We start from the raw sequence: 21298 nt of genomic DNA on the forward strand, positions 1-21298 counted from the left end.
GATCTGGTCGTACTGAACCAGGAAAGACCGGATCTCTGCCACGCTGTATCCAGTAGTGATGGTCATGGTTAGTGTTCCTCTCAGTGTCAGACTGAGTGACTCACAACCAGCCTGACAGAGAGGGGAGGAGCATTTTTTACCAAATGGCTGGCATTTAGGTCGATGACTGCGTCTACAGACGGCGAAGGCGTTGCTGCGATTTTTAATAAGCGCGTTCGAGATTGGATAGTGGGCAACGCTGATCCGAAGGATCGCGTTGGGTTAAAAACGGACCGAACTAATGGCTACAAGGCGTACCTTTCATTGCTTGATAGTTGGGGAGGTCGGCAGAACTCGTGCACAGGTTGAACTCTCAATTTTTCGAATTGACTCGAGATCGCATGTCCTCTGAGTAGTCAAAAGCAAATAGCGTACCGACATCCTTAACCAGCGACAAGCTCCTTCGCCATCATCCACTCGACAATCGCAGCCACATGCGCATCCACCGAGTCGATGGCCGGCAGGGGAGCGGTCTCCGGCGGTACCAACAACCCGATCTCCGTGCAAGACAATGCTACAGCGTCCGCACCGCGAGCCTCCCGAGTTGCACAGGTTTAGTTACCCTGGCCAATCAGTGTCACCGGCTCTTGGGTAGCGCATCGAGGAGTTCCCGCGCTGCTGGCGGGATATCTGGGGCGAAAGTGATCTCCTGATCACCGATGACGCCCGTGAACTCTCGCAACGGACGTAGCGTCGTGATGATCTTCTTCAACGAAGCCCCTGTCGCGTCTTGCATGAACCTCGCAACACCCAACGCGGTGAACACGACCGTCAGGTGTGCCTCGATCGCGTCCCTGGTCCGGTGGAACATTGGCCTGGCATCCAGATCAGTCTTCGACATCCGAAACGACTGCTCGACGTGCCACAAGTCGTGATAGCTACCGATGACCTCGCCCGCCGACATGATGGTGGCTGGAATATTGGTCACGTAACCTTTGAATCCGGACAGCTTCATCGCTCGGTCATAGGCCTTCTCGTCGAAGACCTTCTGGGCCCCTTTTGTCTTCACGAACCGTGCTGGCTTCGGTTGCGAGTCTCCCTCGATGATGGCAATGGCGCGGTTGCGCTGCAGATTCAGAGTCTGCTCGTCGCGCATTGCACGCTTGCGCCGGTACTGCCACACAGCCCGCCACGCATCCGGAAACGTCTCCGCGTCCCAGACTGGTTCGGCCTTCACCTTCGTCCGGGTAGGGTCGAGTCGTTTCTGGCCACGCGGAGTGATCGTATCGATGACGGTTCCGTCTTCGGCCCATTCGCCATTCCACCGAAAATACGTTGCCAGATCGTGCGGGGCCTTGACCTGTCTGGAACCAACAATGAATCGCAAGCCGGCATCATCGAGTTCCTTGAGATTCTTTGCTGACAACATGCCAGCGTCGGCAGCGACGACCATGTCCGAGACTTGATGCCGGTCTTGGAATCGTTTGATCACGGGAATGATCGTGTGGGTCTCTGCTTTGTTACCTTCGAAGCATCCGATCTCGAGTGGGAACCCGGTCCGATCGACGAGGAGACCAACAACAATCTGCGGGTCGACTCGACGTTCTTTGGAGTATCCGACCTTTCGCAGACTGTCTTCCTTTTCAGCCTCAAAATATAGGGTGGTGACGTCGTAGAGCAACAGACTGATCCCGGTTGTCGCCACCGAGTAGTCGAAGCACTTCGCCGCGATCTGGTCGCGGTAGTTGTTGTCGCGGGCGCGTTTGAGGCAGGTCAGGAACGTGTTGCGGTGAACGACATCAACACCGAGCTCACCCAGGACGCGGACACTGTCGGACTTCGACGTCGGTTCGATCAGGCGGGCGAGGACGAGTTGGAAGAATGCTTCGTCATCGACGGTATCGAAGCCCAAACGCTCGTAGGCGGTCCGGATCGTATCGACGATGACTTGTGACCTACTGGACTTCACGACCGCGGGTGCTGTGGCGGGTTTGTCGGTGTGGTCGAAGTCGAGGACACCTTGTCCGGGGTGGAGCTTATCGCGGCCGATGGCCATGAGTGCTGCGAGTTCTTCGGGAGTGTGGGCTGAGCCGAGGTGTTCGACGATGCGGTAGCGTCCACCGGTTTTGTCCGCGATCTGCACGGCAGTGGCCCCCGAGGCGGTGGGCACTTTACGCACGAATGGGCTCATGGCCTCATTTTAGTGTCGAATTTAGTTACCCAAAAACAAGAACCGCAGACCGCTTACCAGCATAAACATTCAGCCCAACCCTGAAATCACTAGCCACCTGTGCAAGTCAGGTTTTAATACGGGGTGGACCGAGCGGTTACGGGCCGTTTCGCGCGCGAAGCATACTGACAGCGACCGTTCAAAATCTAATTTGGAAGCGATTGTCGAATACTCGATTCGTGACTGCCTGGTACAAGGTGCAAATATTGTGCGCACGAGGGGTGCTGCCGATGCCTTCTACTTCATGAACAACGAGGGGCATATCAAATATCTGGGAGGAGCATTTTTTACCAAATGGCTGGCATTTAGGTCGATGACTGCGTCTACAGACGGCGAAGGCGTTGCTGCGATTTTTAATAAGCGCGTTCGAGATTGGATAGTGGGCAACGCTGATCCGAAGGATCGCGTTGGGTTAAAAACGGACCGAACTAATGGCTACAAGGCGTACCTTTCATTGCTTGATAGTTGGGGAGGTCGGCAGAACTCGTGCACAGGTTGAACTCTCAATTTTTCGAATTGACTCGAGATCGCATGTCCTCTGAGTAGTCAAAAGCAAATAGCGTACCGACATCCTTAACCAGCGACAAGCTCCTTCGCCATCATCCACTCGACAATCGCAGCCACATGCGCATCCACCGAGTCGATGGCCGGCAGGGGAGCGGTCTCCGGCGGTACCAACAACCCGATCTCCGTGCAAGACAATGCTACAGCGTCCGCACCGCGAGCCTTGAGCTCATTCATGATCTCGACATAGCGGGCGCGGGAGGCATCGGTAAAGACTCCCTGGGTGAGCTCGTCGAAGATGATTTGGTCGACCTCGAGACAGGTGGCCTCGTCAGGAACCAGTGTTGCAATGCCCTGTGCTTCGAGCCGTTCGGTGTAGAAGCCGTCGAGCATCGTCCACTTCGTGCCGAGCACCGCCAGAGTCGAATGGCCCTGACGCTTGGCCACCGTCGCGATCGCATCGACGATGTGAATCAGGGGTGCATCGACCGAGGTCTCAACGGCAGGTGCGCACTTGTGCATGAGGTTCGTCGCGATCGCCACCGCCTCGGCGCCGCCATCGACGAGTCGCTGCGCCGTTGCGGTCAGAGAGGCATCCATACCCGCCCAGTCTTCGGCGATCTGCATGTCGCGGATATCGGCGAAGTCCGTGGAATCGAGGAGGATCTGCGCCGAGTGATGCCCGCCGAGTCGCTCAGCCACAGCCGAGTTGATCTTCGTGTAGTACTCGATGCTCGAGTGCCAGCTCATTCCACCCAACAGACCGATCCTGCGCATAGTCCATCTCCTCGTCCTCGTGTATCAGTGTCTTCCCTCCAGTCTCGTCCGAACCAAGGACTCCCGGTAGGCCCAGTTGCCACTGCCATGACATAAGCTGGACTTATGGCAAATGTGTTTGAGCAGGCGCTCGACGTCGGCGAACCGAAACGCCTGCTGATCTTCGGCGCAATCGCCGAGGCAGGCAGCATCGGAGCAGCCGCACGCGAACTCGGCTGGTCACAACCGGCACTGTCCCAACACATGAACGCGCTCGAGAAAGACCTCGGCGTCAAACTCTTCGAACGCACGTCTCGCGGCATCGTCCTGACCACCGCTGGCCAACTGACACACATCCGCGCGAACGAAATAGCCACCTCGGTGACGGGGCTGCGAGGCGACTTAGCCAGAGCATTCGGCCTCGGCGGACGCAATGTTCGACTGGCTGGATTCCCCAGCTTCGTCGTCGGCCCCTTGGCGGCAGCCTTAGGAAGTCTCGCATCATCCTCCGGGACGGGCGCCGATTCCGTCCAGCACCACTCCTACGAGGTGGCCGAAACAGAACCGCCCGAAGCCATGACGCTGCTGGAGGCAGGCGAGATCGACGTGGCCTTCCTGTTCCGTCACGAGGACGAGGAGGCACCGCGGCTACCCGCTCACGACACGGTCGACCTCGGGGTCGATCATCTTGACCTGCTGGTCCCCGAACGATGGAACCGTGCTGGACAGATCACTCACCTCAGCGATGTCGCCGACCTGCCGTGGATCATGGGCTGTGTGCGCTGCCGCTCCACCGCCGAGCGTCTCTGCCGACGTGCGGGCTTCGAACCACGCACACGACACATCACGGACAACCCGGGTGCGATCCAGTCGCTCGTCTCCAACGGGCTGGGCGTCGCCCTTCTGCCGCGCAGTGCCCGTCGCTACTCCCAAGTGGCCGGCATCGACCCGATCGTCCTCGACGAAGCAGGGGCACGTAGGGTCACCGCGATGATCCCCGATGGGCTGCGATCGACATCGGAGGTCGAGGATCTGTTGAATGCGCTTCGTGCGGTGGAAGTCGCAGTGTGATGCTGACGTTCACGAAAGTCCTCAACAAGTGCCTGACGATCACCACGGCAGCGGCGATCATCATCATGATGCTCCACATCGTCATCCACGCGCTCACGCGTTCCCTCTTCGACGCCCCGATCTACGGCACCAACGAGATCGTCGAGTACTGGTACCTGCCGATCGTGGCTCTGCTGGGCATCCCGGCCGCCCAACTGCAGAAGGAACACATCACCGTCACAATGCTCACCGAGCGTGCACGGCCAGCCACCGCCTCGGTGTTCACAGTCTTCGCCTGCATACTCGGCACCCTCGTCTCCCTCGCCTTCGCCTGGTTCGGTCTCATAAAGGCACTGGAGAATATGGTCATCGGCTCGACTGCTGATGTCTCCGACATCATCACCTGGCCGGTCTACTTCCTCGTCCCGATCGTTTTCGTCCTCCTGGCCACGCTCTATATCCTCGACGCCGTACTCATCGCCCGCACCGGCAAACCCGAGCTCGACCGTGCCACAGGCCAACTGGCAGAGCACGATGCTGACACCAGAACCTACTGACGAGCCGCCGACGGAAACGACCTGTGAACACAAATACTGATACCTCCGCAACCGGCCCGACGCCGGACGGCAGCCCGCAGAACAGCCCCCAGCTGCTGCCCTCGGGTTCACGTCGGAAACCGCCCGGCGCCCTCGCTCTGATCATCGGCTTCGGCCTGGTCGCCATCTGCCTGATCGGCCTCTTCACCAGCCCAACGGCAGCCATCGGCGGCGCCTGGTGCATCGCCATGATGCTTGTCTTGCTGTTCCACTCCGTCCCCGTCGCCATCGCCTTGTCCGTGCCCTCCATTATCGGCGTCTACGCGGTCAGCGGCATCCCTGCGACCATGAACATCCTCTCGACGGCTCCCTTCAGCGCGGTCTCGGACTGGACGCTGAGCGTGCTGCCGATGTTCATCTTCATGGGCATGCTGCTTACCCAGTCCGGCCTCTCCGGCAAAATCTACCGCGTCGCCGATGACTGGTTCAGCTGGCTGCCCGGTGGCATCGGCATCGGCACGAACTTCGCAGGGGCGGGTCTGTCAGCAGTGACTGGATCAACCATCGGCATGACCTACGCGCTCGGCCGCGCCGGCATTCCCGAGATGCTCAAGGCCGGCTACGACAAACGCATGGCCGTCGGGACGATCATGGTCTCGGGCATGACTGGCAACCTCATCCCACCGTCGATCCTCATGGTCATCTACGCCGGCATCGCCTCGGTGCCCGTGGGCCCGGCACTCATGGCCGGCGCCCTGCCCGGGATTCTGCTGGCGCTGTGCTTCGCCGTCTTCATCTTCTCCATCGGTGTCATCGCTCCGAAACTCGTCGGCCGCGGCGTCGATTCCGCAGACCGCACGACACCCACCTGGCGCGAACGGCTGACCTCACTCGGCGGAGTCTGGGGCTTCCTGGTCATTCTCGTCGTTCTCTTCGGCGGCATGTTCTCCGGCATCTTCACCCCCACCGAGGCCGGAGCCGCAGCCGCGCTGTGCTCCGTTCTGCTGTGCCTGTGGGAGAAACGGGGTGACCATCCCTGGCGAAAGATCGCGGAGTCGGCCATGGCTACGGTGTCAGCCACCTCGGCGATCTTCTTCATCATGATCGGCGCGACGATGCTCACCAGCCTGCTGGCCATCACCGGGCTCGCTCCCATCCTCACCGGATTCATCACCGGCCGGGGCCTGTCAACGGTGGGTTTCCTGCTCGTGCTCATCGTCCTCTACGTCATCATGGGCATGTTCTTCGACACGATGTCGATGATGCTGCTGACCATCCCGATCCTCCTGCCGACGCTCGAGACCATGGGGGTCAGCCCACTCTGGTTCGGGGTCTTCGTCGTCTTGCTCGGCGAGTTCGGCATGGTCACCCCACCGGTCGGCATCATCCCCTACATCGTTCACAGCATCGTCAAGGACTCCGACGTCAACCTTGGGCACTCCATCACACTGCGTGACATCTTCGTCTCACTCCTGTGGTTCCTCCCCGTCGCCGTGATCTTCCTCGTCCTCATGATCGCCGTTCCCGGAATGACCGAATGGCTGCCCGATCTCATCGAACGCACCAGCGGAGGAATGTCGGGCTGAGCCTCGCCGAGGTGGCCCCACCGTGTCGTCGACCGCGCCGTTGCGTGGCTTCGGCACAGTGTGAGGGGAGTCATGGTGAGGGCGGACTCATTCGGATCTATGATCGAAGGGAACTCACAGCCGCCGTTCAAAGGAGTCCCATGAATCGCATCCTCTCGGCGGCAATCCGCCCCACGAAGACCGCAGCAATGTTCGCGTCGCTGGCGTTGCTCGCCGGATGTGCCGGATCCGTCGGCGGCAGCGGTACGGACTCGGACACCGCGGCAGGCGAGGGTTTCGCTGGTGACGCTTCGCAGGGCGAGATCGATGAGGCACTGGCCGACCTTGACCCGGTGACGTTGAAGTTCCAGCCCTCGTCGATGTCGGAGAAGTCGATCCTCGCGCCGAACGGGCTCGATGTGAAGAAGGCGATCGAGGAACGCTCGGGCGGGAAGATCACCGTCGACATCGTGTGGGGGCAGGCGATCGCAAGCTACGCCGACGTCGATGATGCCCTGGCCGACGGACGCGTCGACCTCGCCTTCACCCTCCCGTCCTACACTCCTGCCGAGTACCCGGCCTTCGACGCACTTGGAACAGCCATGTCGACGCTGCCGTCATCGCCGGTGGCCAGTGACCTCGCGGCGAATGCGGCCGGTGTTCAAGCGGCATGGGAGACGCCGGAAGTCCTTGCCGAGTTCGAGGACAAGGACCTCGTACCGCTCATCCCGATGCTCGCCGCCGGTGGGTATTCCACAATGTGCTCGAAGCCGATGACGTCGCTCGATGACTGGAAGGGCAAGCAGCTGCGGGTCGGTTCGGCCGCCGCAGGCAAGCAGGTCACCGATCTCGGCGCGACGCCGGTGTCGCTGTCCTTCCCCGAGACCTATGAGGCACTCCAGCGTGGCACAGTCGATTGCGACCTCGGGCAGCTCGCCCCGAACGTCGAGGCCGGCACGTTCGAAGTCGCTCCGAATATCGGAGTCGCCTCCGATGCGGGAATCGCGCGTTCGGCCGGTGCGATCACGGCCGGGAAGAAGTACTCGGAACTGCCTCTTGCCTACCAGCAGGTCGTCTTCGATTCGATGTCCACGACCTTCAGCACCATGATGGAGGTCGTCATCGGTGCCAAGGCGATGGCTGTGGAGCAGGCGAAGGACAACGACGGATCGGTCGAACCCTTTGACGATGACGTTCAGAAGCAGATGGCGAAGTATGCCAAGACCCTGTCGGAGAAGACTGCGAAGACGGCTGGAGTTCCAGATGCCCCATCGACGCTGAATACTGCGGCGAGCGATTGGCAGAAGAGCGTGTCCGAACTCGGCCTTGACGACAAGGGCGACTTCGCCGACCTCGATCAGTGGTACCCGAAGGACGTCTCCTACGACAAGCTCGGCGATGAGCTCTTCGACACGGCCATGGCAAAGCACCGTCCGGAGTGAGTGGGGGATTGATGCGGTGCTTGATGGCATTGTGTCCACACAGGCGCCTCTGAGGGTGGCCGATCCCGCGAGTATCAAGGACGATGTTTGTCCTTGGCATCGCTCTTATGGTCAATGCCTTTCCCCCTGTGCTCATCACCGACGCCGAGGTGACCGGCTGTCCCAGCCACATCATCGATTTCCTGACTGCAACAAGTTGGGTGTCTCACCGCAGGATCAAAATTTTCGACGTTGCGAACGAGCTCGGCGGTTTGCGGCGGAATAGCTGGCAGGGACACGAGGTCGTGTCCTTCAACTTCGTCTGCGAACTCGCGTAGCGGTTGCAGTGCGGTGATGGTCTCATCCGGCTCTTCGTCAACGAGGGTGTAAGTGGGTGAGACTGAAATAGGGCGTGCCGCTACACAGACAGACGTCGAGGCCTTCCGATGAGAGAGGTTCTCACCCAATCCTCACGAAATACCTCGATGTAGCTAGTCCTATATTCTCGACCCCTGACCTCACGATATTCTGCCGACTCGACTCCCTCGATCTGTTCTGTATCGGTCAACACATAACCGCGACCAACGCAGTCCTGGAGCGCCGACCAAACTCTCCTGATGACTGGTGCCGGCAGTGTGGTGGCTATCGTGAGGTTCGGTACTCTGTTCTGCGTGGTCTGGCACATGAGCCGTTGGGCCACCGACCGGGACTGATGCAGAGGTTGGCAACCTCCATTCCTACGAGCGCCGCTGTTTATCTTTGGACTTCTATACAGGCGGGTTACCTTGACAGTGAAATCTCTTGCCTAGCGACTTTGTCGATAATGTCCTGATGTCAACGGCCCACACAGGCATCACCTGTGGCTTAGCATTGGGCTATGGCCCGACTCCCAACGGACATGAACAACCTTGTCACGATGCTCCTGCCTGGACTCTTTCGGAGCTTAGGTGAGCAGTTCAATATCTTTCGAGTGATGCACCATGGCACCCACGAAAAGCAGCTTTCGAATATTTTCGCCTGGCTGTTGGCCACCGATTCCACTCATAAGCTCGGAGATGTATTCCAGCGCGCTTTCCTCGCGAGGGTCAATGGCCAGTTACGGGACGACGCGCAGTTGCCGCCCAGTGGCTACCGCGTAATCCAGGAAGTCAACACCCTAGGGGGTGAGGACATCGCTGGCGAAGCTGGCATGGATATCGCCGACATCGTTCTCTCGAGGTCTGACGCGGCGGTCGTCATTGAGAATTACGGTACCTCGGATGGACACGGCCATGACTACCAGCGGTACCTCGCCCACGGGGCCACCGACGGCAGGGCAACAGCCGTTGTTCTGCTCTGCCATCGCCACGAAGCCCACCTGCAACGAGACGGCTGGGAACAAGCCAGCGTCGTGACCTATGCCGACGTTCTTTCCGACCTGCAAGCCCACGTTGAACGCGATGGGTCGTGGTGCCGGCAACATCCAGACCAGCTCTTCTTCATCCGACAGATGATTCAATACTTCGTGAAAGGCCCAGCAGCAGTGGACGTCGACGATCAAGTTTCCTTCATCAAAGCCATGTGCGAGACCGGCGAGTCTGCACGGTATGGGTATCGGCCGCGGGACCGGGTAACGCAAGAGTTTGCAGAGCTAGTGGCCGAGCATGCCCGGCGACAATTCGAAGACAGCCGCACCACGCTGGCCACAGTGAAAGATGGGTTGCGGCGCTTCGCACGGTCCGTCCTCGTGGAGCAAGTGAATGGGGCGGTCGATAAAGGGCGAATTGAGAAGGTCGTGACCAAGCTCGTCGGACAGTGGGAATGGTGCGTTGAACTGCAACGTGCTGATGCACAGCCAGTGATCTATCTTGAGTTCGGACCCACCGCCGCCGTAAAGAACGAGCGAGTGGCAGACCCAATTCACGACCCTGACTATTCTCGGGTGTTCGTCTCGCTTCGAGACGAAGAGCGGGGCGGCACTAGTCGAATGGTGCAGACCGAGGTGAGACTTGCCGAGGTCATTGGTGGCCTTTCGCGAGAGGATGGTCGACTGCGGGATGCTGTGCTGTCCTTAGAGATATAAAGGGGGTGGATTGGGACCTGCGTGCCCTTGTTGCTGCTCATGACATTGTGTCCGTGATTCCTGCGAAGGCGCCAGTGGCATGGCATGCGCCGGATTCGACGATTAGCTAACCTCCCCAGCCAGTACATCTAGAGTCGAGCTGTCGCAGCGTTGGAGCGCCGACTGACCGGCTTTGAAATAGGACTCGGGGCCAGTTCCTTGGCTCCCCGATGCACTGCAAACTCTCAATCACACAACCGCCCAATCAATTAGGCTGGTGGCGGTGCACAACTGAGTCGGCCCGCCGGCCACAGTCAGAGCGCACATCTGATCGAACGACAGAAGGGCTTGACGGGTGACGATCCTCTATTCCATCGGTTTGGGCCTCATCAACGCGCTCATCGTCGGGTTCCTCGTGCGGCGCATGATGTTCACCGGCACGGGGGCCGCCCGCAACATCATCGTCTCCCTGGCCATTGGTCTCTCCATCTGGCCGATCACCCTGCAGGCCTACCGACTGCTGGGTGTCGCTGAAGGAGGCAGCTATCCGACGCTGGACATGAGCTTCCCGGCGATCATGATCTTCCTCCTCCTCTTCGCCTGGTTCATCGTCATCCAGATGTTCGTCCTGCTCGCCATCGAACTCGTCATGCCGACAGGGTCTCTAACGTCGTTGCTGCGCTCAGCGCCGAAGATTCCCACCTGGTACCGCCGGTTCAGCCGCCTGGCACAGATCCAGAAGATCCTCATCCAGTTCGGTCTCTCCCGCTACCTCAAACCGCGGATCCCCACCCTGCGGGTCTCCCTGCGAGAGATCGCATCGACGACCCGAGATGCGCTCGCGGCGGCCGGTGTCACCTTCATCAAGCTCGGACAGTTCATCGCCACCCGCGGTGACATGATTCCCCACGAATTCGTCGAAGAGTTCTCCACCCTGCAGGCCGGTGTTCCACCCGTGCCGTTCGCCGAGGTGAAGGAGCAGCTCGAGACCCAGTGGGGCAGGCCCGTCGCCGAGGTGTTTGCAGAATTCGACGAAGTTCCCTTCGCCGCCGCTTCGGTTGCGCAGGTCCACCGCGCCGTGACCTGGGACGGTCGGGTCGTCGCCGTGAAGGTGCAACGACCGAAGATCCGCAAACAGGTGCGGGCCGACTGCGACATCGTCCTGACCTTGGCCGAACGACTCGAACGCTCCACTGACTGGGCAAGCAAGGTCGGCATTGGGAAATTGGCCCACAGCTTCGTCGACTCCCTCCAAGGTGAGCTCGACTATCGCGGGGAGCTTGCCCATATCGAAGCTCTACGCAAGGCCGACGAGACCGGCCGTTCCACCTCGGGGACGGACTCCAAGGTGACCATTCCGCGGGTATACAAGGAGTATTCCGGCGAGTTCGTCATCGTCATGGATCTCATCGAGGGCGTTCCCCTCTCACACGCCACCGAGGTTGTCGACGGCCTTTCGGAGTTGGCCAGGAACGAGATCGCCCAGGACCTCTTCCTCATGGTCGTTCGCCAAGTGTTGGGCAAAGGCATCTTCCACGCCGACCTGCACCCGGGCAACATTGTCATCTCACCCGCTGGCAGAGCTGGTCTCGTCGACTTCGGCGCCGTGGGCCGGATCGACAAACGTGACCGACGGGCCATCGCGCTGCTGCTCATGGCCTTCGATTCGCAGAACTCCCAGGCGGCGACGGCCGCGATCCTCGATCTCCTCGGCACTCCCAGCGACGTCAATCTGCGGGAGCTGCAGCGCGAGATCGGGCAGATCCTGCTCAAGTACGGGGATGGGATGCCCGGGTCGACCTCGGCGGCGCTGTTCGGTGAGCTCATCGACTTCGTCGTAGATTTCGGGTTCCCGATGCCGGTGTCGGTGGCGACGGCTTTCCGCGCCATCAGCACTCTGGAAGGCTCGATCACGAGGCTCAACCCCGAGCTCAATCTGCTGGCCCTGGTGACGGAGAATGGGCGCGGCCTTCTGCGCGAGGTCGGGGGACTGGGTGTTGACCGGCAGGAGGCGACTCTCTACGCGGCCGCTGTGGCTCCCCAGATCGCGGAGTTGCCCGGCCAACTCTCCCGGATTGCCGGGCATCTGCAGGACGGCACTCTTGATGTCGGGACGAGTGGATTGAACATTTCGACGATCAAGAACCTGCTCAAGTCCACGGTCGAGCAGTTCATCCAGGTGATCGTATCCACGGCACTCATCCTCGGCGGGGTCATTCTCATGGCCGCGAATTTCGGGCCGCCGCTTGCCCCCGAACTCAAGCTCTTCACGTATTTCGGGGCATGGGTGCTGCTTGTCGGCAGCGTCATCGCCGCTCTGGTGTTGGCGCCGGCGCTGCGGCAGCGGATGATGTGGGAAGGGTTGGGCTAGAGACTCAAGCACTCGCCGGCCGAACATCATCAGAGGACTTCACGCCCACTATCTGTGCGTTCTCGCTGTCATGTCCGGCTGGTGCGCTTCGGCCTCTGGATCAGTAGAGCTTCTGGGTGCCTCCGTCGGCCATGAGCGTCTGCCCGGTCATGTACTGCGCGTCGGAGGACAGGAGGAAGGCGACGACAGGAGCGACGTCGGTCTCCGGGTCTCCGAAGCGCCCCAGCGGAGTTTTAGCGACAGTTTCCTCATACTGGGCCGGCTGAGACTTGCTCCAGGCCTCGACCCCGGGAGTCAGTGCCAGTGGGGAGACCACATTGACCCGGATGCGCTCGGGGGCCCATTCGTTGGCGGTGACACGACTGATGCCGCGGATGGCTTCCTTGGCTGCCGCATATGCAGCCTGACCGACCTGCCCACTCATGGCGGCACCGGAGCCGAAATTCACCACTGACCCTTTGGTCTTAGCCAGTTCATCATGAGCGGCTCGCATGAAATTCAATGTCGCCTGGAAGCCTGTGGAAAAGGACAGTTCCCAGTCCGACTGCTCGAGTTCGATGAACGGCTTCTGCCGCGAGGCGTGAGCATTGTTGACCAGACCGTTGAGGCCTCCGAAGACGTTGAGTGCCTCGGCGACTGAGGTTGTGGCGATCTGTGCCTCGGTGACATCACCGTGGACGAAGTGTGCCTTGTCGCCGAGCTCTTCGGTGAGGCGCTCGCCCGCCGCCGCGTCGATGTCCACGGCCACCACTCGTCCGCCCTCCGAGATCAGACGACGGGTGATGCCCAGTCCGATGCCTGAGGCGCCGCCGGTGACGATGAAAGTCTCATTTTCCAGTTTCATGGTTGTCCTCCTTGTTCGATTTCATTCCTCGCTACCGGTCTATCAGCCGATGTCAACAGAGCACCTAAATCGACGGTGTCAACACCCTGCGCGACGCGGTCGGTACTCATCTGGGGAGGCGAACAAAGACAGGCCCTCTGCGGTTTCCGGTGGGCATCTTCGTTAGGATGACGGACATGACGAGCCCAGACCAGGTGACAAGAACGGCTGAAACGACGCGTATCAGCGACACGGCCCTTATCTTCGAAGGCGGCGGCATGCGGGCGTCCCTGACGAGCGGGATGGTCGTCACGTTGCTTCAAGCAGGCTTGGCCTTCGATTGGGTCGCCGGCATCAGCGCGGGGTCGTCGAACGCGGTGAACTATCTGTCCGGTGACGCACGTCGGGCCCGCCGGTCGTTCGTCGACTTCGCCGCGGACGAGCAGTTCGGAGGTCTGCGTTACTTCGCCCGCGGGCAGGGCATGTTCAACGCGGAGTACATCTATCAGCAGGCTGGTGGCCCCGACCAGGCATTGCCCTTCGACTGGGAGTCGTTCCAGTCGAGTACCGGTGACATGCGGATCATTGCATTCGATGCGGTCACCGGTGATGATGTCGTGTGGTCACGAAAAGACACGCCACACATCGAAGACCTGATGATCCGTGTTCGTGCGTCCTCGACGATGCCTGGACTCATGCCACCGGTTCACTTGGATGGACATGTGTACGTCGACGGGGCGATGGGCCAGGACGGTGGAATCGCGCTGAGCCAGGCCCAGCGCGAAGGTTTTGAGAAGTTCGTCATCGTCCTCACTCAGGAACGTTCGTACTCGAAAGCGCCGCAGCGGTTCTCCGCGTTCTATCGCGGTCTATTCCGCCGGTACCCGGCGTTGGGCGAGGCGCTGCTGACTCGCTGGAAAAGGTACAACGAAACACGCGAACGCATCTTCGCCCTCGAAGCGGAGGGGAAGGCACACGTCTTCGCCCCGGAGCGCATGCCGGTCGACAACGGCACCCGGGACCTCTCCCGCCTCGCGGCCGCTCATCGTATGGGGTTGTCCCAGTCGCGCCGTGAGTTGCCGGCGATGCGCGAGTTTGTCGGGGTGAACGAGGCGGGAGCAGTGTGATCCGGTGCGCGGATGAGTTCCCTGTAACTGGCTTCTTCAATCACAATTGCAATCTGACAACGTTTCGGTGATTTACTACAATTCGTGTAGCTACGTCAGGGCGTCCTGCTAAATTCACTCAGTATGAGTGACAATCCACATTCTCCTGCACCGCAGTCGCGCCCGCCGGAGCACGCTCCGCCCACGAAGTCCAAGTCCAAACCCATTCTGCTTGGCATCGCTGCGGTCGTGGCCTTCGCTCTCATAGCCGGAACCTCGTTCGCCTTCTTCTCCGGGCACAACCCTTTCAGTGACCCACAACCTGACTATGCCCAGGCACCCAATCAGTCGAATGTCATGGACTTCCGCGGATTGAGTGAGGATATGAGACTCAGTGGTGCCCCGCTGTCTGGTTCGGCCGATGCGGCTGACGCCACCCCTGAGATTCTGCGTTTCATCGGTTCCACCACGTCGATACTGACGCGGGTGAGCGAAACTGGGGAGTCTGCTTGGACGGTGTCCGTGCCACACCAGGACATCGATGCCAGCGACAATAAGCCGTTGGACGAAGCGCTGTACTCGGACGAAGGCCAAGGTGAAGACACCTTGGAAGATGAGACGAAGCTGTTGGGCATTCCCGTCGTCTGCCGTCTCTCCGACAACGCAGTGCAGTGCGGGGACCGCGCAATCTCTCTTGACGATGGATCGATGGCTCTTACGCAGCGACCTGCTGATGTGGATCCCGACCCCTCATCGTCGAGTGTTCCGGTCGATGTTGAGGATGACGGAACACTGGACGGGCCGGAAGGCAAGGCCTATGGCGATCTGAAACTTGCCCCCGAGGCTCATGTCTCGAAGATTGCAGATCCTCAGACCGAGGAGGCCGGGCCGTGGGTGGTCTCCGATGGCAAAACCCTCGCCGCGGTCGATTCCGACAGCGTTCTCTGGACGCAGAAGCTCGATCCATCCGCCGCCGAGGTGACCGGACTCGGCGATAAGCGTGTCACCCCGTCCTGGACGGTAGTCGCCGGCACTTTGATCCTCGGTAGTTCGGACGGGGTGAAAGGTCTCGACCTTTCCACCGGTGACCAGCGTTGGGCAGTCTCTGCGCAAACCGATGGTTTCATGGTCGCCGGGAGCCAGCTGCGGATCCAACACGAGGGGGCGGTGAGCACTTTCGACTTCACAGACTCGTCGAAAGACAGTTCAGTGTCTGCTGACACAGGATTCGATGAGAGCTTCCCGGTGTTGCCCACCCCGAAGCTCCCATCGATGAGCGACATCCGGAACGCGACCCTGGAGGTTCCCTCAGCCTGTGCAGAGTTTGCTCTACGCAAGGATGCGAAGCAGGCCTTCGATGATGGCAAGACCGCGGAAGGAGAGTTCAGAGAATCGATTGCGATGAACGACGTCACGCCATCGACAGCTACCACGAAGCCGCTGGTGGCCATCGAATTCGTGTGCTCTTCGGGTGGAAACTGGGTGACGGATTCGGTCGGTGTCTATAGCCAGGATCTCGACCTTGTCACCTCAATCGAACCGTGGAGCGAAGACTCGGACTTCCACCAGCTGGCAGACTTCAATCGGAGCATCTTCTCCGCAATCGACATGACCGGCCCTTATATGACAGCGACGCTGAGCAACATTGCCGTCTACGGGGACGAGGATTACAACGCCGCTGAACGGACAGGTGCGGCGGAACTGCAATTCGCCTGGTCGAACGGAGGGTATGAGCCTCAAGAAGTTCTGTTTGATGCTGATGGACAGACTGTTCGGGTACCGAAGGTCGAGGACGTCCAGAAGTTCGTTGATGCTGCATCGAAGGGTGACGACGATGCCGCCGGTGCTATGGCCACCGAAGAAGTGATGCAAGGACTGAATGAAGTCATCGGTGACGAGTCATCCAGCGACCCGCTGACCTATCGCAACCTGGCCCTTCAAGACGGGACAACGGTCGACACCTGCGAGCTGATCGGTGTCGTGTCCGAGGAATACGGGGACTACACCATGAGCAATGGAGTCCCTCTGATGGAAGGAATCGGCGGATACGGAGCTGATTCCATCAAAGCCGGTGACGTGATCTGCGGATTGAAATCAGCCGGCGAGACGATTGATCCGGATGACGACGGCAGCTGGTACACAGCACATCTCCTGCTCAGAGGAAATGAGGCAGGAGTGGTCAAGGTGTATTCGGTGTCTGCGTATACGGGGTGACTAGTGAATCGGCAGAATTGGCGCCGAGGTTGACCTATTGCCTCACCCGAGCCAGGTGACGACTTCCTCCAGCTGCGTTCGCAAGTCCTCCCAGGGAAGGTTGAGATCCAACGTCTGTGCCCCGATGCGATTGCCTTGGATGATGACGTCGAGGTCAGGCTGTTGCCGCGCGGCGGTCCGGGCGTAGAGCAGGATTCCGCTGGCCGATCCATCCCGGAGGACGTCGGCATTCTTTGTGTAGGCGAGGATTTGATAGAGGTTCCCTGAATGGACTGTTTGCTTGTCGTACTGCCCTGACTGCAAGGTGTCGCGATAGTACTTTGCGTCGATAATGAGTGTGCGCAGACCGCGTCGCAAAGTGACATCGGTTCGCATCGCAGGGAGCTGAACAGCCCCAAACGCGGTCTCCTCCTCGAAATCCCACTTCACCGACGAGGCGGCAGGCGAGAGTTCGGGATGATGAGTTCGGTAGTACTCCCGTAGGAATCGTTCATACAAGCTGTTCATTGCTTCGTCGGACACCCAAGTCAGCAGGCTGGCCTGCCCCGTCTTGTCTATGGGCAAAAGACCGCGAACCAAGAGCTCACACGCGCCCATCAGCATCCGATACGAGGCAGTTGAACGACTGAAACTCAGCTGATCCCACCGGATGTCCACCGGGGCAACCAAAGTAACCGCATCGAGATAGGGGAGTAAGCGGCGCAAAGCATCCTTACGCACCATAGAGGCCTCACTTCTGCGAATGAGGAGAACCATGGCGCATTTGAGGATCCGATTGTGGAGGGTGTCGAGCTCATATTCGTCGAACTCACAAACCAGGCGTCCACGCACCATGGAACGCGTCGCCGCGGTACGAGCAATATCGATTCGGCCCCGGACTGTAGCCAGTTCTTCCGACTGCCGCCGGTAGTCACGGTGGAGACCGCGTTTGACCTGCGAACCAACACCACGAAGGAGGATCTCGGCCAACAGGTCGTGAAGACTATCGAAGTACTCGGTCGCGAAGTGGTCTTTGCCGGTGCTGTGAATCGCTCGGAAAGCGTAGGCCATCATGATGTACACATTGCGAATGACGCCCGACCGACTGGTCACGCGATCGCCGCTCTCAAGATCGCTGCCCACTCCTCGGCCCTGGCAGGCTCGTCGAACCAGTACTCATGGAGCAAAGGTACGAGCTCGTCCTCAACTACAGATTGCAGCCACGTGAAGGATGAGTCCTCGTCCGAATCGACATCCGAGGGAATGGATAGATAACTGTGGCCGATAGCGAACCCATGACCGAGCGCTGGGTCCTCGGCGATTGCGGAGTTGAGTTCGACGATTCGGTCAACGAGGTTGTCGAGCGCCCCGCTCTCAAGGCTCTTCTGACGTGAAACGAACCCATCGGTTCTGAATCCTGGCATCATTTCGAAGAAACCGAAGCGGCGGCGCAGCGCATAGTCGAGGACTGCGAGACTGCGATCGGCGGTGTTCATCATGCCGATGATGTGGACGTTTGAGGGGACGGAGAACTTCTCGTTTTTGTAAAGGAGCCGAATGTCAGTCCCTCGTTTATCGGTTTCGATGAGCATGAGCAGCTCCCCGAATATTTTGGAGATGTTGCCGCGGTTGATCTCGTCGATGATGAAGAAGTATGGGCGGTCGGGATCGTCGGCACGCGCTTCTTCGCAGAACCGGTAGAAGGGGCCTTCCTCGAGGGTGAACCCTCCGGATTCGGTCGGTCGGTAGCCCATCAAGAAGTCCTCGTAGGAATAGCTCTGATGGAACTGGATGGTCTGGATGCGGCTGGGTTCCCTCGCACCGATGATGGAGTAGGCGAGCCGTTTAGCAGCGTAAGTCTTTCCAACCCCAGGAGGACCTGCCAGGATGACGTTCTTCTTCCGCATCAATAGCGACCGCAGTCTGATGTAGCGCTCTTCGGGTAGGAACACGTCATTGAGGAAATCGGCGCGGTCATAAGGTAGCGCTGTAGTGGGAGGAGGCGTCGGTTCTTCTTCGTCCTCGTCGAGGACAAGAGCCTCCAGACGGTCGACTAAGTCGTGTCGGGAGGTGACGTCGGTTAGCGTCTTCAGCGGAGCATCTTGCGTCAGTTCCCATTCGCCTTGATGAGTCCATTTCATCGAACGCACGTGTCGGTAGATGGCACGGTCATGGTCGTACCGAGCGGCCGAGGTGACCTCGCCACGGCCGAGGATTTGTCGCCGTCCACTTTTGACGTACACGACGTCGCCGATTTCCATTTCGTTCTGGAACTGCCACAAGGCGAGCACGTCGTTCTTCATCGAACTTCCAGTGCCTTCGATGTCGAGTGCCTGTCGGATCTCATCCCGGTTGGCATACGGCGAGAGGTCTCCAAGGTCGTCCCAGCCGATTGCCATGATTCCGGCGGAGGAGAACTCGTCCCATTCAGATGCGCGAGGCCCCGGAGCATACAGCCAATAGTGACGCAGTCGGGGCTCAGCTAAGTCAGCGGATTCGTCACCTGCTTGTGCGACTGCTGACTGTGGAGGATTCCATAGTTCCTCGATACCCTCACTCCAGAAGTCGAATGTCCCGTCAATTTCCTTGGAAAGTGACTCCCGAATCGAAAGTAGGTCGCGATCCAACTGAGCGGATGAATCGCCAGTAGATCCACCTATGCGATGGGCGAGACAGTCACGAATCTGCTTCTTCTGATTTGTCGATGGGATTGGCTCAAAAATTTCGGGGTGGGCGAGGAACTGGAGGGTATTGCGCATATCGGAGCGGTCCTCGCCGGAGTTGAGCATCACCTGTTGCAACTGCCAAGGATCTGATCGAGCGGCCGCACGATCGTCGCCGGAGAGCTCGTTCCAGTGGATGATGAAGGTCGACATCCAGGAGAGGTGGATCCATAACGCGCCGAGATAGTAGGTGCTGGGCTCGAATCCTGCAGTCTTTGAAGCGCGCGCGAGCCACTCGGACATCGGCTCGGGGATTTCCATTGGTGGCTCGAGCTGGGCTAGAACACGTTCGACGTGTGCTCGCCTCGTCGAGGGAAGGATCCAACGTAACGCGTGTTCGCGGAGGAAGACCAATTCGGCTGCCAGCAACACAACTTCGCGAGGAGCCCCACTGAGCTGGACTTCCAGCTTGTCCCACTGACTCATGTCGCTGGCAAAGCTAGGGTCGGTTTCAATCCGTTCCCTAAGTTCTTCAGCCGCAGCTGCTGTCCAGATCTTCATGCTCGGATCGATGATTGATCGGCCTTCGCTGAGCATATGGGCAAGCACCTCGCCGGCCTGGTGTGCGATGTTCATGTCCGGCTGGGGGCGGGAAGCAGCAATGTCGGTGTGCATGCCTCAACTGTAGTGGTGACCACTGGTGGTGTTCCGGAGCGAAACCCCAAACACTGTTTTGTCTAGGAGTGACTGGTCGGTGGACTAACGGATCCGGTGTTTCCGAATCTTATTCTCACCTAGATTCCACGTCCCTCGATAGATAGCACTGCATCACGCAGACGATTGTCGTCTCGAGCAACACCAGCAATCACTTCGGCAAGACTCACGTGGGTTTGAGCGATTCTTGCGATACCGTCGGTTTCCAGATCTCGGAGAGTTATAAAAACCTGAGAATAGTCAGGATCGTCAAGGCCTTCTTCCGCTCGTGCATTTTCCACGACTGCGGTCGGTCCGAATTCGAGAAAGATCGCCGGCTGTGAATCAGCGCGCTGCAGCTCAACGCACCATTCCCATTTTCCGACGAATCGTGTCAAGACCTTCTCGATGCGGCCCCGCTCGACGACGGAATTCACCTGCGCCATGAGGATCGATCGTGCGAAACTTCGCAACCGGTCCTTTACTTTGGCCAGAGTCACGCGGCTCTCTTCGAACTGTTTTCGGGCATGCTCAGCGACCAGGTCAGCGAATTCTTGGGTCGCCCGTTCCCGGGGACGGTAGCCGTATCGTGCAGACTCGCCGGTCTCGCACATGGCTTTGATAAAGGACACTTGGTCGGTGACGTTCACTGTTTCTGGGCCTTTCACGAAATGCTGGTACATCTGCTTGATGAAGAACAGTTGCTCAGGGTGCTCGCGGCACCACACTGGGTCATGTTCCATGTCGGCCTTCAGATCGGACAGCACTTCTGAATAGGTCACGACGGTGGCTAGATCCCATCCATCCTTCTGGAGATGAGCTTCGTGACGGTGGCACAGCAGGACAACGACTGCTGTTCTTCCATGTGCTGTCCCGTGGGCAAGGTACCGCTGATAGCTATGCCCGTGTCCATCGGACGTTCCGTAGTTTTCAATGACAAGGGCCGCATCAGACCTCCACAGGACGATATCGGCGATGTCCATGCTTTCGTCATTATCGGTGCCTTCACCTACACGCGTGTCAACTTCCTGAACTACGCGGTATCCGGTGGTTGGCAACTGACTGTCGTTATGCACTCGGTCATTGACTCTCGCAACGAACGCTTTTTGGAGTCTGTCTCCAAGACCATGCGTCTCGTCGGTGGTTAGGAGCCACGCAAAGACATTCGAAAGTTGTTTCTCATGTGTACCGTGGTGCATCACCCGGAAGATGTTGAACTGCTCGGCCAAGCTCTTCGAGAGCACTGGCAAAACCGCCGTCACAAAATTGTTCATGTCAGTTGGATCCCACAGTACTCGACCAGAGTTTTGATCTCGGCATCGGTGACAACCATGTTTCAATCCATTCTCTTGGAAGCTATTTATCGG

The 21298-nt window shown here is 59.3% G+C and carries 16 protein-coding genes and 1 pseudogene; 11 read left to right on the forward strand and 6 right to left on the reverse strand.

Annotation, left to right across the window (positions count from 1 at the left end):
• Positions 1-111 precede the first annotated feature (111 nt).
• Positions 112-348: a hypothetical protein gene (locus tag BANT918_RS18170; protein WP_418904424.1), complete on the forward strand. Its 237-nt coding sequence runs from the start codon at positions 112-114 to the stop codon at positions 346-348.
• A gap of 268 nt (positions 349-616) precedes the next feature.
• Here BANT918_RS18170 and BANT918_RS15365 read toward each other — a convergent pair whose 3' ends face one another.
• On the reverse strand, positions 617-2170 hold the full coding sequence (locus tag BANT918_RS15365) for an IS1634 family transposase (RefSeq protein WP_101621051.1): 1554 nt from the start codon (positions 2168-2170) through the stop codon (positions 617-619).
• Between the two features lie 97 nt (positions 2171-2267).
• On the opposite strand from BANT918_RS15365, the gene BANT918_RS17270 reads away from it, so the two are divergent.
• Complete coding sequence (locus BANT918_RS17270) at positions 2268-2708, forward strand: hypothetical protein (protein WP_324761577.1); 441 nt, start codon at positions 2268-2270, stop codon at positions 2706-2708.
• A gap of 74 nt (positions 2709-2782) precedes the next feature.
• On the opposite strand, the gene BANT918_RS15370 is transcribed toward BANT918_RS17270, so the two are convergent.
• Positions 2783-3490 (reverse strand): aspartate/glutamate racemase family protein, encoded by a 708-nt coding sequence (locus BANT918_RS15370; RefSeq protein ID WP_101621052.1) that lies wholly within the window; start codon positions 3488-3490, stop codon positions 2783-2785.
• A 105-nt stretch (positions 3491-3595) separates the two neighbouring features.
• Here BANT918_RS15370 and BANT918_RS15375 point away from each other — a divergent pair, with 105 nt between their 5' ends.
• The 7 genes and pseudogenes from BANT918_RS15375 to BANT918_RS15410 all read left to right on the forward strand — a co-directional run bounded on the left by BANT918_RS15375 (position 3596) and on the right by BANT918_RS15410 (position 12453).
• The gene (locus BANT918_RS15375; protein WP_101621053.1) at positions 3596-4540 is read left to right on the forward strand and encodes a LysR family transcriptional regulator; all 945 of its coding nucleotides are present in this window, start codon (positions 3596-3598) and stop codon (positions 4538-4540) included.
• Positions 4540-5076 carry a TRAP transporter small permease gene (locus BANT918_RS15380; RefSeq protein ID WP_101621054.1) on the forward strand — a complete coding sequence of 179 codons (537 nt, stop codon included), beginning with the start codon at positions 4540-4542 and terminating at the stop codon, positions 5074-5076. Before BANT918_RS15375 ends, BANT918_RS15380 begins: the two co-directional genes overlap by 1 nt.
• Before the next feature lie 23 nt (positions 5077-5099).
• The gene (locus BANT918_RS15385) at positions 5100-6641 is read left to right on the forward strand and encodes a TRAP transporter large permease (RefSeq protein WP_101621055.1); all 1542 of its coding nucleotides are present in this window, start codon (positions 5100-5102) and stop codon (positions 6639-6641) included.
• Between the two features lie 140 nt (positions 6642-6781).
• Positions 6782-8062 (forward strand): TRAP transporter substrate-binding protein DctP, encoded by a 1281-nt coding sequence (dctP, locus tag BANT918_RS15390; protein ID WP_096157207.1) that lies wholly within the window; start codon positions 6782-6784, stop codon positions 8060-8062.
• Positions 8063-8507: 445 nt separating this feature from the next.
• Positions 8508-8747, forward strand: a pseudogene (locus BANT918_RS15400) (ISL3 family transposase); the annotation flags it as partial.
• A 192-nt stretch (positions 8748-8939) separates the two neighbouring features.
• Positions 8940-10103: a PD-(D/E)XK nuclease family protein gene (locus tag BANT918_RS15405; protein ID WP_233430538.1), complete on the forward strand. Its 1164-nt coding sequence runs from the start codon at positions 8940-8942 to the stop codon at positions 10101-10103.
• Between the two features lie 334 nt (positions 10104-10437).
• The gene (locus BANT918_RS15410) at positions 10438-12453 is read left to right on the forward strand and encodes an ABC1 kinase family protein (RefSeq protein ID WP_101621056.1); all 2016 of its coding nucleotides are present in this window, start codon (positions 10438-10440) and stop codon (positions 12451-12453) included.
• A gap of 100 nt (positions 12454-12553) precedes the next feature.
• Here BANT918_RS15410 and BANT918_RS15415 read toward each other — a convergent pair whose 3' ends face one another.
• Positions 12554-13297, reverse strand: coding sequence for an SDR family NAD(P)-dependent oxidoreductase (locus BANT918_RS15415; RefSeq protein ID WP_101621057.1), 744 nt, complete (start codon positions 13295-13297; stop codon positions 12554-12556).
• Positions 13298-13473: 176 nt separating this feature from the next.
• Here BANT918_RS15415 and BANT918_RS15420 point away from each other — a divergent pair, with 176 nt between their 5' ends.
• Complete coding sequence (locus BANT918_RS15420) at positions 13474-14403, forward strand: patatin-like phospholipase family protein (protein ID WP_101621058.1); 930 nt, start codon at positions 13474-13476, stop codon at positions 14401-14403.
• 123 nt (positions 14404-14526) lie between these two features.
• Positions 14527-16596, forward strand: a complete 2070-nt coding sequence (locus BANT918_RS15425; protein ID WP_101621059.1) for a hypothetical protein — start codon at positions 14527-14529, stop codon at positions 16594-16596.
• A 42-nt stretch (positions 16597-16638) separates the two neighbouring features.
• Here the strand turns inward: BANT918_RS15425 and mcrC are convergent, their stop codons facing one another.
• From mcrC to BANT918_RS15440, 3 genes are all read right to left on the reverse strand, one after another.
• Complete coding sequence (gene mcrC / locus BANT918_RS15430) at positions 16639-17718, reverse strand: 5-methylcytosine-specific restriction endonuclease system specificity protein McrC (RefSeq protein ID WP_233430539.1); 1080 nt, start codon at positions 17716-17718, stop codon at positions 16639-16641.
• Positions 17685-19913, reverse strand: coding sequence for an McrB family protein (locus tag BANT918_RS15435; protein ID WP_233430540.1), 2229 nt, complete (start codon positions 19911-19913; stop codon positions 17685-17687). Before BANT918_RS15435 ends, mcrC begins: the two co-directional genes overlap by 34 nt.
• A gap of 119 nt (positions 19914-20032) precedes the next feature.
• Positions 20033-21205, reverse strand: a complete 1173-nt coding sequence (locus tag BANT918_RS15440; RefSeq protein ID WP_101621060.1) for a PD-(D/E)XK nuclease family protein — start codon at positions 21203-21205, stop codon at positions 20033-20035.
• Positions 21206-21298 lie beyond the last annotated feature (93 nt).

It is taken from the genome of Brevibacterium antiquum CNRZ 918 (assembly GCF_900169145.1).
Taxonomy (GTDB): Bacteria; Actinomycetota; Actinomycetes; order Actinomycetales; family Brevibacteriaceae; genus Brevibacterium; species Brevibacterium koreense.